Source organism: Clostridium sp. 1001283B150225_161107_B6 (assembly GCF_015556325.1).
Classification (GTDB): domain Bacteria; phylum Bacillota; class Clostridia; order Lachnospirales; family Lachnospiraceae; genus Enterocloster.
This window is the reverse complement of record NZ_JADNMD010000022.1, coordinates 13113-27459: the sequence shown is the minus strand read 5'-3', so window position 1 is coordinate 27459 and position 14347 is coordinate 13113. Positions and strand designations below refer to the sequence as shown.

Annotated in this window: 11 protein-coding genes; 9 read left to right on the top strand and 2 right to left on the bottom strand. The window is 37.9% G+C overall.

All coding sequences use genetic code 11. The annotated features are described in order from the left end of the window. Positions 1 to 109: 109 nt before the first annotated feature. Both I2H39_RS28575 and I2H39_RS28570 read right to left on the bottom strand, forming a co-directional pair. Complete coding sequence (locus I2H39_RS28575) at positions 110 to 1087, bottom strand: choline-binding protein (protein ID WP_138311782.1); 978 nt, start codon at positions 1085 to 1087, stop codon at positions 110 to 112. A 121-nt stretch (positions 1088 to 1208) separates the two neighbouring features. After that, on the bottom strand, positions 1209 to 3044 hold the full coding sequence (locus I2H39_RS28570; RefSeq protein ID WP_138311781.1) for an argininosuccinate lyase: 1836 nt from the start codon (positions 3042 to 3044) through the stop codon (positions 1209 to 1211). 221 nt (positions 3045 to 3265) lie between these two features. Between I2H39_RS28570 and I2H39_RS28565 the strand changes: the two genes are divergently transcribed. From I2H39_RS28565 to I2H39_RS28525, 9 genes are all read left to right on the top strand, one after another. Further along, positions 3266 to 4876: an O-antigen ligase family protein gene (locus I2H39_RS28565; RefSeq protein ID WP_227147754.1), complete on the top strand. Its 1611-nt coding sequence runs from the start codon at positions 3266 to 3268 to the stop codon at positions 4874 to 4876. 265 nt (positions 4877 to 5141) lie between these two features. Continuing rightward, on the top strand, positions 5142 to 6446 hold the full coding sequence (locus I2H39_RS28560) for a sugar transferase (RefSeq protein WP_330641085.1): 1305 nt from the start codon (positions 5142 to 5144) through the stop codon (positions 6444 to 6446). Between the two features lie 9 nt (positions 6447 to 6455). Continuing rightward, a complete protein-coding gene (locus tag I2H39_RS28555; protein ID WP_195628108.1) occupies positions 6456 to 7583 on the top strand; it encodes a hypothetical protein in 1128 nt (375 codons plus the stop codon). Positions 7584 to 7586: 3 nt separating this feature from the next. Beyond that, the gene (locus I2H39_RS28550) at positions 7587 to 8774 is read left to right on the top strand and encodes a glycosyltransferase family 4 protein (RefSeq protein ID WP_195628107.1); all 1188 of its coding nucleotides are present in this window, start codon (positions 7587 to 7589) and stop codon (positions 8772 to 8774) included. Positions 8775 to 8786: 12 nt separating this feature from the next. Continuing rightward, complete coding sequence (locus I2H39_RS28545) at positions 8787 to 9683, top strand: glycosyltransferase family 2 protein (protein ID WP_195628106.1); 897 nt, start codon at positions 8787 to 8789, stop codon at positions 9681 to 9683. After that, entirely contained in the window at positions 9680 to 10618 is a 939-nt protein-coding gene (locus tag I2H39_RS28540; RefSeq protein ID WP_195628105.1) for a glycosyltransferase, read from the top strand. The genes I2H39_RS28545 and I2H39_RS28540 overlap by 4 nt, the downstream gene beginning before the upstream one ends. 6 nt (positions 10619 to 10624) lie before the next feature. Next, the gene (locus I2H39_RS28535) at positions 10625 to 12097 is read left to right on the top strand and encodes a flippase (RefSeq protein WP_138311776.1); all 1473 of its coding nucleotides are present in this window, start codon (positions 10625 to 10627) and stop codon (positions 12095 to 12097) included. A gap of 1139 nt (positions 12098 to 13236) precedes the next feature. Next, positions 13237 to 13713 (top strand): PssD/Cps14F family polysaccharide biosynthesis glycosyltransferase, encoded by a 477-nt coding sequence (pssD, locus tag I2H39_RS28530; RefSeq protein ID WP_138311775.1) that lies wholly within the window; start codon positions 13237 to 13239, stop codon positions 13711 to 13713. 12 nt (positions 13714 to 13725) lie between these two features. Then, entirely contained in the window at positions 13726 to 14223 is a 498-nt protein-coding gene (locus tag I2H39_RS28525) for a glycosyltransferase (protein WP_138311774.1), read from the top strand. The last annotated feature ends 124 nt before the right edge of the window (positions 14224 to 14347 follow it).

Genomic DNA, 14347 nt, shown 5'->3' with positions numbered 1-14347 from the left:
AGTAGTTGCTGTTATATATAATACAAGGACTGAAGGTCCAAGAAAGAACTTTCAGCCCAGTTATTATCATAGAAGATCAGCTTTTACAGACTTTTCTTCACACACTCAATTATTCTTCAGCTTCGGCTTGCTGCTGATATCCAGGACCGAGATTTTTTTGGTATTCTATGCTGGAAGGCTGGCCATCCCAAGAACCATCTTCGCCAACATGGAAGCCATCAGGTGTTGTCTCGTTTACACTCATATATCCACTCATATCAAAATAGTACCATTTGCCATCTGTATCTTCCAACCAGGTAGATGCAGCATAATATCCATTCTTTTGGACGTATCTCCAGCCTTTCTCACCTTGCATCCAACCAGGGGTGTACCTTTGCTTCTCTCCTTTTGTATTCACATAAAATCCATCAGGTGTAATTGTATCTGCAAGCATATGACCATTTTCGTCCAGATAGTATGACTGCTCATCAATATTTAACCATCCATTGCTTACAAAGGTTCCGTCCGGTTTCCGGTAGCGCCAAAATCCCTCTTCATTCCAGGTCCAACCTGCTGGTGTTGCATTATCATATGCCCCAGCATCTGTTCCATCTACATTGATTAAGTATTTTCGTACTTCAGGAGGTAAATCTGCTGATGATACACTTCGTGGTAGTCTTACAACATCAACGTAGCGTTCTTTTGTTGCAAATGTGGTTTTATTCGTCAGCAAAACAATCTGAGTTGTTTGTTGGCTACCTTCCGGCATAAGTGCCCAATTTTCTGGAATCCCCCAAAGTCCATCGATATTGACCAATTCGGGTACTGTGCCCCATGGCCGTGGATAAGCCATAGGATTAAAAGTATACGCATAATCATATCCTCTATTAAGTATTACGTTCCGCTCTTCAAGGGTATCTCCGCCTACTAATATGGCAAAATAATGTCCATTACCGCAGTCTACGGGGCGCCACTCAAACAGATAGGCTCCGCAATTTTCCATGGTAGTCGCAGAAGTGGTATCTTGTGTATCTGCAAATGAAGTAAGTGGTTGCAACAAAGTCAAAGATAACAAAAGACTTGTCGCCAAAAAAGCCTTTTTTAGCATAAGTATTATTCTCCTCTTTCATATGATTTCATGTTTATTGTAAAAAGAAAGCGTTGTGACCATATAAACTAATCAGTCACAACGCTTCCCCCTTATAAATTAAGAATTACTTTTTAAAATATTAATCCTCAACATAAACAGCAACAATCTTGCCAGTCTTACCATTCTTCTGAACTACGTAGTAGTAATCATTGCCATCCTTATTCTTAGAATTAGTATCAATTACCTTACCGGAGGTATTTACCAGGAAGTAATCACTTGCACTAATAGCATCTGCTTCTCTCTTACCAGCAGCGTCTTTTCTATCATAGTTGATGATGTAAAGTTCGCTGAGGTCGCTGGCATCCTTGTTTACACCAAGACCCTTTAAGAGTTTTACATTTGCCTCAGTTACACCCTCGCTGTAGTTAGCTGGTGTGATTGCCTCAAGGAATTCCTTAACATCGTCTAACTTATTATATCCCTCAATAGTACCGCTGCCAGCCTTGCCAGTGTCATCCAGTGTTGCCTGAGTTAATTTTTCAACTACCTGATACTTCTCATCAGAGCCTGCACGTAACAATTTGCCAGACTGATAGAACTTATCATCCTTATCACCAGTCTTACCAGCACCCTTGTTTCCGCCGGACTTCTCGAAGTAGAAGTTGAATTTATCTCCATCAATCTCAACGGTTGTCTTATTGGTCTTCATAGCGCCGTCATCTCCGTTTCCGAAGTAGTAGCACTTGTAACCCATACGTTCTAATGTTAAGGAGTTCTCATCGAAGTCATCTTCTGTATCAAATCTATATGGATCATCATCATCAGCCCATACTGACAGTCCTGTTACCTTACCAGCAGTCTTGTCTTCTCTGATGAATTTCAAACCATCAATCATACGGCCATCATTTCTGAAAGCGTACTTTTTACCCTTGATGGTCTTGAATTCGCCGGCATACAGATTACCGCTTCCATCTGCATAGTACCAAGCGTCTTCATCATCATTGTACTTATCGTAATTCAGGTACTCGGCTGCAACAACCTTAAACCAGCCTTTCTTAACCTTAGCACCATCTTCAACGCTGCTGAAGTATCTCCACTGCTGTGCATATTTAGCAGCAACACTGTTGGTGGTAGGTGTACTATTAGAAGCAGGAATAGGATCAGAGGTACTTGCTTTCTTTCTGATATTGTCTACATCCAGAGACCACTCTGCTGTCATAGCGCCATACTCATCAAAAGAATACTTTTTGCCATTGATGGTCTTTTCTTTTAATTCATCTCCGCCCTCAGCTTTGATTTTCTTACCATTAGCTTTGAAGTAGAACCAACGTGTCTGATCCTCATCATCGTTAAATACTGGAGACTTTGTGTAGTCATTAGTAGCCTCGTCATAAGTGATGTCCATTTCTAACCAGCCAACGGTCATTGCGCCGTCATCTTCGCCGCCGAAGTAGTAATCACCTTCCTTGAAGCCATCGCCGTCGGTATTATCAATGCGCTCAGCATTATCTTCTGCTACCCAGCCAAACAGCATCTTACCTTCTTCGTCAAAGGCATACTTCTTGCCGTTAACTGTCTTTAATGCAACTTTGCTGTTATCTCCATTCTTTAATGCTTTACCATTAGACTGGAAATAGTACCAGTAATGATCTGGCTCGTCATCCTGTCCTGCATCCTCGTTGTCAATGGCTACCCACTGGTTTGCTGCCATAACACCGTTGATGTCTACATAATAATAGTTGTCACTGTCTTCAATAATCTGATCAATAGCCATTTCGCCATTGCTATCCAGCCAATACCAGTTATTACCGGATTTCTTCCACTGATCAGTTGCTCTCTCGCCATCTCTGTTGTAATATACCCAAGTACCGTCTTCCTCAGCCCATCCTGTAGCTGCGAAAGAAGTCATGGATGCACCAATAGCGAGCAGTGCTGCTGTTGATAATACAGCAACTAACTTTGTCTGCTTTCTCATAATTAATGCACTCTCCTTTTTCTTTTTGAAATACTCTTTGAAATTCCTTTTTGCATTACGAGTTGATTATACTTCGTATATGGAAAATTATTGCTATATAGCATATACTACTACATAATAGGGATGACCTGGTGAAATCTCTATTCATAAAGTTGCACAAATAGGGGTAAAATGATATACTATTAAAAACCTCAAACTACACAGAAAGCGAAAGTAAACATATGATGAAGGAAGATAAAAGTATAGATAGACAATCGGATATATTACAATCTTGGAAAAATGCAAATTCTATTCCTGCATTAATCCTGACATTGATAGTTTTTGTGGCATTGCCATTGGCATTTCATGATTTGTATTTTGACATATTGGCGATTAAATACTGGCTATATTGTGGTACAGTTATATCGATGACTATTGTGATACTGATTATTGCTGTCGTATTTATTCGTAAGGATGGTATAGAGAATGACTATGGTACAATAAAGGCATTACGGCATGGATTTACGAGAAAATCCTTAAAAGTAGCTGATTGGGCAATGATATTATTTGTAGTGTCTGCTGTGATATCAACCTTTCAGTCGGAATATTTCTATGAATCTTTCTGGGGTAATGAGGGAAGATATTCAGGTCTATTTTTGATTTTGTTATATGCTGCCAGCTATTTTATAATCACCAAATGCCTAAAGTTCAGGCGATGGTATTTTGATGCATTTGTGGTAGCTGGTATACTGACATGCCTCGTTGGTATACTTCATTATTTTAAACTGGATCCAATTGGCTTTAAACAGGACCTATCCCCAGAAGACTATAAGATATTTGTGTCCACTATTGGTAATATCAATACTTATACGTCCTATGTATCTCTGATTATGGGAGCGAGTACGCTTCTGTTTTGCGTAGAAAGAAATAAATTTAAAAAGTTATTATATGCTTTAGCAATGTCGATATCCATATTTGCAATGATTACTGGAATTAGTGACAATGCATATTTGGCCATGATAGCCCTTCTGTGTCTATTGCCCTTGTACCTTTTTAAAAACCTTCGAGGTCTTAGAGACTATGTTATAATTCTGGCGATTTTGAGTACAGAATTTCTATTTATTGATTATATCGGTCAGAATATTCCAAATCATGTTATGGAGATTAATGGCCTGTTTAATGTAATCGCTGGTTTTAGTAAACTTCCAGTTGTTGTAATGGTTCTGTGGGCAGTGGCAGTACTCATAACAATTTTGGAAACGGTTCTAATTAAAGGCAATAAGTTAATTGAGAGTAATGCCGGTAGGTGGATATGGCTGGTGATTTTAGCAGTAATGTTTTTGACAGGAGTCTATATTCTTTACGATGCTAACATTGTGGGCAATCTGGAGAAATATGGCTCACTAAAAAATTATATTATTTTTGACGATGATTGGGGAACACATAGAGGATATATATGGAGAATAGCAATTGAAATATATGGAAAGTTTCCGTTTATGCATAAACTTTTTGGATATGGACCGGATACGTTTGGAATTATTACAGTACACGGTTACTATGATGATATGATAAGCAGATATAATGAGAAATTTGATAGTGCTCACAATGAATACCTGCAATATCTCGTGACAATAGGGATGGTAGGAGTGACTGCATATGTAGGCTTTATTTGTACATCATTAGTGTACATTATCCGTAAGGCAAAAGATTGTCCTATTGTAATGGCTGTACCAATAGCAGTAGTATGTTATTGTGCGCAGGCATTTGTAAACATCAGCGTCCCTATAGTAGCGCCTATTATGTTTACTCTTATTATGGTAGGACTTGCGGCTGTACAGAATGATGGTATATAAGTTTTAAAATAGAGAATTCTTTTCAAGCTAGTATTAGGGCCTGAAAAGAATTCTTTGTGTATCTGAATTGGATAAGCTGGATATAACTGCAAATAGGGAGAATAAGTTGCACCGCAATTTAAAGAATGTTATACTTAGAGTACTTTTAGAAAAAGAATACTGTAAGGAAGTATGGTAACAACAAGTGAAAAAATACGATAAATACAAACGTCTCATTCGATTTGTTGCAAAGATGTGTTTGATAGGAATACAATCGCTAATCTTTATGTATATCTGGATTTACTGTTATAACGAACAGATGGAGATGCCGTATCAGCGTTTAGGACATTACTTTTTAGCAGCAGTATATGCACTGATTTTATATGTATTTAGTAATATGTATGGGAGCCTTCGTTTGGGCTATTTGAGGACTGGCGAACTGATTTATACACATACGCTTGCAACAATGTGTTCAAATGCAGTATCATATATTCCGATTGTATTGCTTGTCAAACACTTTCGCTCGGTTTTTCCTTTGGTATGGATGACTGCAGGTCAGTTTGTGTTGATTGCTTTATGGGGATATGTGGCTAATAGGATTTACCGAGGCTTATATCCACCCCGTAAGGTGATTATGCTGTATGGAGAAAGACCTGTAACAGCATTGATGAATAAAATATATAGTCGTGAGGATTGCTTTGAGATAGGGAAATGTTTAAAGATAGAGAACAGTTGTGACGAAGTCAAAGAGGAGATTTTGAAATATGAAGGAGTAGTAATCTGTGATTTGCCTTCTGCTATGAGAAATGATTTTCTAAAGTTCTGCTATGCCAGATCAATTCGAGTATACAGTACACCGAAGATTTCCGATATTATTATCAGAAGCGCGGAGAGTATGCATTATTTTGATACTCCTTTATTGCTGTCCAGAAATGATGGGTTGTCTATTGAACAGGCATTTATAAAACGTACCATGGATATAGGGATATCGTTGTTTATGCTGATTCTGACCTCGCCAATTCTGATGGCAACAGCACTTGCGATTAAACTTTATGATAGAGGACCAGTGTTTTTCTACCAGGAACGTTGCACAAAGGATGGAAAGATTTTCATGATATGCAAATTCCGCAGTATGATAGTAGATGCTGAGAAAGGCGGTGCTTCAATTCCTGCGACAGAGCATGATCCGCGTATAACCCCAGTAGGACGTCTTATTCGAAAAGTAAGAATTGATGAACTTCCGCAGCTTCTGAATATCTTAAAAGGTGATATGAGCTTGGTAGGACCAAGACCTGAACGAATTGAGCATGTGAATATGTACTCCGACAGTATACCGGAGTTTGCATATCGTCTGAAGGTCAAGGGAGGCTTGACTGGATATGCACAGGTCTATGGAAAGTATAATACAACGGCATATGATAAACTGAAGATGGATTTGATGTATATTCAGAACTACTCACTGCTTCTGGATATTGAAATTTTATTCAAAACAATAAAAATCCTATTTGAAAAAGAAAGTACAGAAGGATTTTCTTCCCAGGAATCAGAGGCCATGGAACATGAAACCGAGAAACAGGATGTGAAGGAGTAGCAGGGCACTATGAATATTGTGATTGTGACTAATTCGGCCAGCTATGAGCCCAGAGCAGAAAAGATAGGTCAATATTTTCAAAAATTAGGTTACAATGTATTGTGGCTGGAATCAGACTTTATTCATAGGGAAAAGAAAAAGGGAAGATTACCCAGGTCAAATCATCGTTATATTGAAACAGTTGTGTATAAAAAAAACTTATCTATCCGGCGTTTGTACTCACAGTACGACTTTGCACGGAAGGTATTTCACGTTTTGAAGAATGAGCCAGTTGATTTGCTTTATGTCATGATACCAGCCAATTCCCTTGCACGTACTGCAGTTAAATTAAAAAAGATTCTTCATACAAAGGTGGTTCTGGATATTATAGATATGTGGCCGGAGTCATTGCCTCTAAAAGGTGTAGGGACATTATGGCCGCTTCAGTGCTGGAGAAGGTTGAGAGATGATAATTTAGGACAGGCGGACTTGGTGTTTACGGAATGCGGTTTGTATAAGAGACTTATTGGGTTAAAACCAGAGGAGGCGGTAACGCTGTATTGGCCAAAGGATAAGGGGGCCAGTGAGTGGGCATTTCAGAAGGATGACAATTGTATGCATGTAGTTTATCTGGGGTCTGTAAATAATATAATTGATATGAATGCCGTTACAGAAATTTTGGGGGAGGTGAATCGAAGTAAAAAAGTAAAGCTTCATATTGTAGGAGATGGGGAGAAGCGGCAGGCATTTCTTGAAATCTTAAAGCAGAATGGGATAGAGACTGAGTATTATGGGACGGTCTATGATGAAACCAAAAAACAGGAGATTTTCGACAGGTGTAGTTATGGAATTAACATAATGAAGCCAGGTGTGTGTGTAGGTCTGACCATGAAATCCATCGATTATTTTTGTTATGGACTTCCGATAATCAATAATATTCAGGGAGACACATGGGAAATGGTAGAACAGTACGGAATAGGAATTAATTGTATAGGGAATTCCTACAAGGAATGTGCATCAGATATACTCCTAAAAACAGATTCGTTACTGCAGAAGAGAGGGCTAATTCAGAAACTGTATAATCAGTATTTTACAGTTGAGGCAATGGAAAGGGTTCTGGAGAAGAATGTACTTCCTCTTCTGGAAAAGGAGGAATAAATTATGAATATTTTGCATATTTCCCCTTACTTTCCATCTTTGGAGGCAAATCATGCTGGCGGAGTATGCATGGGAAAACAGATTGAGACATTAAGGCAGTGGAATACGGTTTATGTGCTTACATTCGAGGCTTCGGAGTATGACAGTAAATTAAGAAAACAGTTGGGGGAAGAGGGGGTCTGTAGAAGCATAAAAATAAATCGTATAAGGCGTATGGCGCATATACTGGCAGAACCATGGATGCCGAATTATTTTGCAGCCAGAAGCTCTATTCGCTTTTCAGCTGTGATGATATATATGGTTAAGAAGTATAAGATTGATGCAATACATGCCGAGTATGCTTCGATGGGACAGTATTATTGGATTAAAAAGTTGTTTCCAGAACTGAAATTTAACATGACAGAACATGATATGACTGCACAGTCCTATGAGAGGAAGATGAATGACAGTAAGGGGATTAAAAAGGTTTATATGCATTCACAGTTAAAAAAGGTTCTGAAGAAAGAAGGAAAATATTGCAAACAAGTGGACTGTCTGTTCACCTTCAATAAGAAGGATAAAAATCTTATAGAAGAGCGATATGGGAGAGGAGATTGTAAAGTACTGAATCCATATTACGGGCTGGATGATGAAACTATTAGCCAGGAACTGAATGGCGGGGAAAAAAAGCAAGGGATGATTTGTTTCCTTGGACAGATGGGACGTGATGAAAATTATCTGGCAGCGATGCGCCTAATAAAAATTGCATCCAGGGTAAAAGAACAGATTCCGCAACTTCAGGTTTATATTGTGGGAAATCAGCCGCCAGAGCAGCTGCGTCAGATGGAAAACGACTATATACATGTCACTGGATTCGTAGATGATGTTGACTCGTATTTAAAGCAGGCACAAGCTGCTGTGTTTCCTCTTACTCTAGGAGCTGGTATTAAGCTGAAAGTACTTCGCAGTCTGGCTATAGGGACACCTGTTATTACAGGAAGTATTGGAGCAGAAGGAATTGATGAAGAGGGAGAAATCGTCGTTAAGGCTGAAACGGATGAAGAGTATGAAGCATGTATACTGCAGTTGCTGAGAGACAGTGACAGATGCAGGAAACTGTCAGTAACAGGAAGGCAGTATGTGGCAGAACGGTTTGCCTGGAAAAAGAGTGAGGAGATACTTAAGCAGGTCTATGGAAGAGGGCGGGAGTGAAATTGAAATTAAATGGATGCTTTAGCAGCAATTATACTTTTGAATTATAATGGTGAGAAGGATACAATTGAATGTCTGAATAGCTTGAAAAGACTTACTTATGATAATTATCTGGTGCTTGTAGTGGATAATCACAGTTCGAATCAGTCGGTCCAGGCGCTGAGAGACTGTCAGGTCGAGCTGGGATTTGAAATGCTGGAGGCAGATGAAAATAATGGATTCTCAGCAGGGAATAATATAGGGATACAATCTGCTCTTGAACATCATGCAGATTATATAGTGCTACTTAATAATGATACGCTTGTTGAGCCGGATTTTCTTGAAAGATTGCTGGAGCCATTTGAGGTATGCGATAGATGTGGTCTGACAACCTCCACTATATATTATGAAGATGACCGGAAAAAGGTTTGGTGCGCAGGGGGAGAATTCAATCAGAATACGTTTAAAGTTACTATGCTTGGAAATGGAAATACTGAATATCATGTACCTGCTGCTATAAAAGAGGTCACTTTTTCAACTGGATGCTGTATGTGTATAAAAGCTGAATTATTACAATCAATCGGTTTTTTGGATGAACATTTTTTTTTATATGAAGAAGATACGGAGTTTTGCTATCGGGTGATTCAATCGGGATGGAAGATATACTATGCACCACAGTCGATTGTCTATCATAAGGTTAGTTCAAGTACCGGAGGGGGTGAAAAGGCCTCTCCATTGACACAGTACTATATGGTACGAAATAAAATGATATTTATAAGTGAGTATGCCAGAGGGGTGAACCGCATTAGGGCATATATGCATAGCCTTGCCATGTACGGGTATTATTGTTTGAAAGGGTATATGGATATAAGATACGTTGGATGGGGGCTGTGGGATTTCAGGGCTGGAATTAAAGGAAAGAGAAAATGAGTAAAGGATTAATGGATATAGGAGTAGTTATCGTTACATTTAATCGAGTTGAGAAATTGAAGACTGCATTGCTGGCTTTTGATATGCAGTCAATTCCTCCTGCATATGTTGTAGTGGTAGATAACGCAAGCTCGGATGAAACGCCAGTGTATTTGAGCAAATGGGAAAATGATAAAAAGAAATACATGAAAAGAGTTATCCGCATGAATCAGAACATAGGAGGGAGCGGAGGCTTTTATACAGGGCTGCAGGAAAGTCTGAAACTTAACGCGCAATGGATTTGGGTGTCAGATGACGATGCTTTTCCGGAAACAGATGCACTTGAAATAGCTCAAAAGTATCTGACAATTCATAGAAATGAATGGGAAAATATCTCAGCCATATGTGGTCAGGTTATCAATCAAGGACAGGCGGATTTAGAGCATAGAAGGAGTTTATATATTAAGGGGATAAGTATTAAAGAATGGGTACCTCCTCAGAAAATGTATGAGCAGGAAACCTTTCAAATCAATACATTTTCTTATGTAGGAACAATCATAAATCAGAAAAAGTTGGTGAAAGCCGGATTGACCAGGAAAGAATATTTTATATGGTTTGATGATACAGAGCATGGACTTAGAATGGGGAAGTTGGGAAAAATAGTGTGTATTCCTAATATAAGAATACACCACGATGTAAATAAAAGCAGCAATGGGACAATAGATTGGCGCTACTACTATAGATATAGAAATATGACAGATTGTTATCGCAGAAATTTTCCTAAAAGGTGTTTTCTGTTTTTTTATATGAAAGCAATGATTAAGGTAAAATTATATTTTCTTTTTAACATGGATAAAGCAGAGAGGGAAATGTTACGGTGCGGTTTGGAAGATGCCAGGAATGGTAAATTTGGTCTGCATGAGGTGTATAGGCCTGGATGGAAATTAGGTGAATAGAGACTTATGAAAAGCGGAAAGAAGTCTATAAAGTTTAATTTGATAATGAATATGCTTCTTACAACATCGGCTTTTGTATTTCCATTGATTACATTCCCTTATATTTCCAGAGTGCTTCAGCCAGAGGGAAATGGAAAGATAGCTTTTGCCAATTCCATTATTACTTATTTTTCGATGTTTGCTTTGCTGGGAATTCCTACTTATGGAATTCGTGCTTGTGCGCAGGTAAGAGATGATAAAAAGCAGCTTTCAAAGACTGTTCAGGAAATTTGGATAATCAATGCTGTTACGACCTTAATAGCCTATCTGATTTTTTTAGTTGCACTGTTTTGTGTCCCGCGATTAAAAGAAGAACGTATCCTGATGTTAGTCTGCAGTATGTCCCTTTTTTTGAACATGATTGCAATGGAATGGTTGTATAAGGCATTAGAATGTTATTCATATATTACGATTCGCTCTTTGGCATTTAAAGTCCTGGCTGTAATACTTATGTTTCTGTTGGTCAAAAAGAAGGATGATTATGTAATATATGCTGGAATAACCGTGCTGGCTAATACAGGATATGGCATATTTAACTTTATAAATTTAAAAAGGCACATAACATTTGAACACTTTTTTTCCTATAATATAAAAAGGCATTTAAGACCTGTATTGGTTTTCTTTGCCATGTCGGTAGCAGTAACAATTTATTCCAATCTAGATATTACCATGCTGGGATTCATGAGAGATAATACAGAGGTAGGGTACTATGATGTGGCAATTAAAATCAAGGTAATACTGGTTAATGTGGTTACCTCGCTTGGGGCTGTACTGCTTCCACGGACATCTTATTATGTAGAAAAGAAAATGGAGAAAGAATTTTGGGCAGTCTCTGCAAAGGCGCTGGAGTTTGTTACCGCTTTATCCATCCCCTTGGCCATTGGTTTCATTGTCATGTCAAAACAGTGTATTCTGCTGCTCTCAGGTGAAGCATATTTGCCATCTGTTCTGCCTATGTGTATAATCATGCCGACTCTTGTCTTTATTGGGGCAAGCAATGTATTTGGCATACAGATGTTGGTTCCGTTGGGAAAAGAGCAGGTGGTACTTTATTCTGAAGGTACGGGGGCCATCGTAGACATCATTTTAAATGCCATACTCATTCCGCAGTATGGGGCAGCGGGAGCAGCCGTTGGTACTCTTATTGCTGAATTGGTGGTGTTGGGAGTACAAATCGCCGCTTTAAAAACAGCGGCATTGATGATTATAAAGAAAGTCCAGATTGCTAAAATTGGTGTGGCTGTATTTATATCTGCCGTGTTTTTGATATTTGTGCGAGATAACATAAATTTAACATTGTTTCCGTTACTGGCCGTTTCATTCGGAGGATATTTCATCATATATGGCGGGGTATTGTTGGTATTAAAGGAAATGGTTGTGAGCGAGGTGGTTAAAACTATTTGGGGAAAGATTCTAAAAATTGTAGGTTTTCGTGATTAGTAAGAGTGGATACAAAGAAGTACTGTATGATATTAAAAGGCAGTGAGCTATCCGTATAATATAGAGTTATTTGCTAATAGGACAGAGGAGTAAATCTTTTTGGATTTATAAAAATCATTTACAGACAGCTATCGTGGAAAGGATTGGCTGCTGACCCAGGACTATCCGAGAAATCCAATTAAATATATCTTAAGTATGTGTTGAATGTGTTGAAGTTTGAAAAAGAACGTGCTATACTGAACTGGATTATGGAGATAGGATATAAGGTATTAGAAATAGGAAGGTATGATGGGCAGTTTAATTAGTTAAGGTCAAAATAATAGCAATTATTTGGAGATGATTTATAGAATTTATGTACACATATTGCTTGTAAAGATACGGAAAATGGAGAATTTGAATATCATAATGTTCAAGGTCCTCAATTGAGAGTACCAAAAATTAGGTTCATTTAAGTAATTTATTATGATGTAATTGCTCTTGAACAGAAATAAATTGAACATCCAATATTATATATACAAGACTGCCGAATCGGGCCATTCGCCAGTTTTTTTAGCCAAAATACAGTAATTAGGTGGACAAGTATTTGTGTATTCATATGGCTAGTAATATGCTATGTGATTAAAGCAGAAAATGCCTTGTAAATATAAGGAGTTGGTAGCCGGACTAAATTTTTTAAAAGTTTCGTCTCCAATAGGTCAAAAGGGTGCTTCCTCTAAAAATTGATGAATTACAAGCGACAGAATGTCTTTTGTTTTTGAAGAAAAATATTCAGACCCCAAACCATGTCGTGTCTGAAAACATCTTTGGGAATAGAGATTTAGAAGGAATTTGGTTAAGCTTGCGTGAAGTAAACCCACTTTGTTACGGGCTATTTGTCGTACTTAAGGATAAATGATGATTTGTTTGTTGTCAATATAGAATTTGTCATCTATTGACGCTTGTATAGTGTTATTAAACACTAAAAAATACAATCTTGCGGAAATCATAACTCTTTCACACACCCCAAAGAGTATGATGAATGTTACGAGATGTCCTAACTTGCTGAGATGCAAATTTTGAAAGTCATATTGGCGCATTCAAAAGCTAACAGATAATCACCGTATATGTTCAATAATTGTGAAAGTGGGAGTTTATAAGTGATGAATCATATAGCAGATAAAAAAAAATTAAAGATTTGTTTAGTGGGCTCATCTGGAGGACATTTAACGCATCTGTATATGCTGAAACCTTTTTGGAAGAATAAAGAACATTTCTGGGTAACTTTTGATAAAGAGGATGCCAGAAGTTTGTTGGAAGGGAAGAAATTTTATACCTGCTATTATCCAACAAACCGTAGCCTTAAGGCTTTGTTAATGAATACCGTTATAGCCTGTAAGGTATTGTATAAAGAAAAGCCGGATTTAATTATCTCTTCTGGTGCCGCGGTTGCGGTTCCGTTTTTCTATATCGGTAAACTAATGGGAGCAAAGCTGATTTATATCGAAGTCTTTGATCGTATTGACAAGCCAACAATGACAGGAAAGATGGTTTATCCAATTGTAGATAAATTCATAGTTCAATGGGATGAACAGAAAAAAGTATATCCAAAAGCAATCAACCTCGGTAGTATTTTTTGATGGGAGCAGAAGATGATATTCGTGTCAGTTGGAACGCATGAACAGCCATTTAACAGGCTTGTGAAGGCAGTAGATGATTTAAAAAAGGATGGAGTAATAACCGACGAAGTTATCATACAGACCGGTTTTAGTACCTATAAACCAAAGTATTGTCAATGTAGCAAATTAATTCCATATCAACAGATGATAAAAAATGTGGCTGATGCCAAAATTGTGATTACACATGGAGGTCCTGCAAGTTTTATTATGCCATTGCAGGTTGGTAAAACACCGATAGTTGTGCCTCGGCAGCATCAGTTTGGTGAACATGTGAATAATCATCAGGTTGAGTTCGCTCGTAATGTAGCACGAAAAATGGGTACAATCATTCTGGTAGAAGAGATTGCGAATCTAGGAGAAATTATAACTAATTATAATCAGCTCATTGCTGGTATGAGACATGGAATGAACAGTAATAATGCGAAATTCTGTGAAGAATTGGAAAAGATTGTTGGTGATATGATGATTTAATTCTTATAATAGTTATAAAAGTCGGCACATTTACTATATAAATCCTAGAAAAATCGGAGTGAAATAAGTTTTAATGTATAATCGTCAGAGTATTGCCACAATACAGACATATCTACTAAAGTAA